This window comes from Neisseria sp. P0021.S006 (assembly GCF_051956895.1).
Genome location: NZ_JBQCWZ010000252.1, coordinates 1 through 1,771 on the forward strand (window position 1 = coordinate 1; position 1,771 = coordinate 1,771).

1 protein-coding gene is annotated in these 1,771 nt (G+C 50.3%); it reads right to left on the reverse strand.

The window, feature by feature from the left end; all coding sequences use genetic code 11:
• Positions 1-781 precede the first annotated feature (781 nt).
• The coding region (locus ACTHUM_RS13065; protein WP_440403066.1) for a phosphoenolpyruvate carboxylase at positions 782-1,771 on the reverse strand (990 nt) is incomplete at its 5' end.

Below are 1,771 nucleotides of genomic sequence, written 5' to 3' on the forward strand. Positions count from 1 at the left end.
CTTATAATAAAAGGCCGTCTGAAAAAAGAGGGAGCAGGCATTCAGCTTATTGTGCTTCTGAAGAATGAGTAAATGAATAAAGCCATTAAATAAAACAATTTTTCGGATAGGAGGCTTAAGATCAAACCCAAAAGAATGCCCAGTACCCAATAAATCATCTGACGGTGTTTCGGGTTGGATGCGGTACGTAACATTTTGAAATACAAAACCAAACAGCCGAACATGCAGATTGTTTGAAACAGAATGAGGGGGAGGCTGTCAATGGCTTTGGAAATCGAACCATAAAGGATGATTGTCCCTATGCGTATGCATAAATAAATTAAAGCTGAGCCTGCAGCCGAACTCCCAAAAGGGACGGGCGTGTCGGATGAGTCGGGTGTTTTGTGGGGCTGAAGCCTGCCAAATAACAATATAAATACAATGTCAAACATATTGATAGTTGCCTTGGTGTGAGATGTTTTTGTTTTTCAGACGGCCTCAGGGTTGTCTGAAAGCTTATTGTGCTGCGATATGGGGCAGTGCCGCATTAAGGTATGTCAGTAGTTGACTATCATCGTGCTGAAGCAGTTGCCATGCTTCATTGAACACATTGATTTTGTAGCGGGTTATCTGCTATTGCCCAAAATAGTCCGAAATACGGGCAAGTTAAATGAATAGGGTAAGAGTGGCAAGCAGGTTGAAAAACATTATGAGGCTTATGGATAAAGCCTTTGCTATGGTTCGCAGTTGGTTGAAAGGCCGTCTGAAAACTGTTTCAGACGGCCTTTTTTTCCGTACTGCTTTAACCGGTATTACGCAAACCTTGCGCTACGCCGTTGATGGTCAGGTGAACCATCAGCAGGGCGTGCGGATTGTCGGGCTCTTTGCGTAGGCGTTTGAGCATGGCGACTTGCAGGCCGTTGAGGGCGTTCAGGTATGGAATCCTCAAGGCAAGCGAACGGGCAAGGCTGCGGTTGTCGCGCAGAAGCTCTTCGGTTTGCAGCAGGTCGAGCAGTGCTTTGCGGCTGCGTTGGTATTCTTCCTTGATCATGCCGAAGATGACTTTTGCTTTGTCGGGCGATTCGCTCAAGCCGGCATAGTTTTCCGCCAAAGTGATGTCGGTTTTTGCCATCACTTGTTCCATATTGGAGAGCATGGCTTGGAAGAACGGGTTGTTTTGGGCGTGTTCGCGCAGGGCGGAGAGGGTTTCGGGTTTGCCTTCGCACAAGGTTTCCACTGCGCTGCCGAAACCGTACCAAGCCGGCAGCATGAGGCGGTTTTGCATCCAGGAGAATACCCACGGAATCGCGCGCAAGTCCTGAATCCGCGCTAGGGTTTTGCGGCTGGCGGGACGGCTGCCGAGGTTGAGGGTGGCGATTTCCTGAATCGGGCTAGTTTGCAGGAAGTAGTCGATGAAGTCGGGGTGGGTAATCAGTTCGCGGTAGTATTTGAACGATACGTCCGACAAATCCTGCATCAGTTTGGCATCAGGGTCTTTTTTGTCCGGCAGGATGCTGGCTTCCAAAGTCGCGGCGACCAAGGTTTCCAAGTTGCGTTGGGCATTGCCCGGGTCGGCGTATTTGGCGGTAATGACTTCGCCTTGCTCGGTAATGCGGATTTGTCCGGCAACGCTGCCTGCGGGTTGCGCCAAAATGGCTTGGTAAGACGGGCCGCCGCCGCGGCCTACGCTGCCGCCGCGGCCGTGGAACAGGCGCATGCGTACATCGTATTTTTTGAAGAGTTCGACCAAGCCCAATTCGGCCTGATACAGACACCATGAGCTGGTAACGTA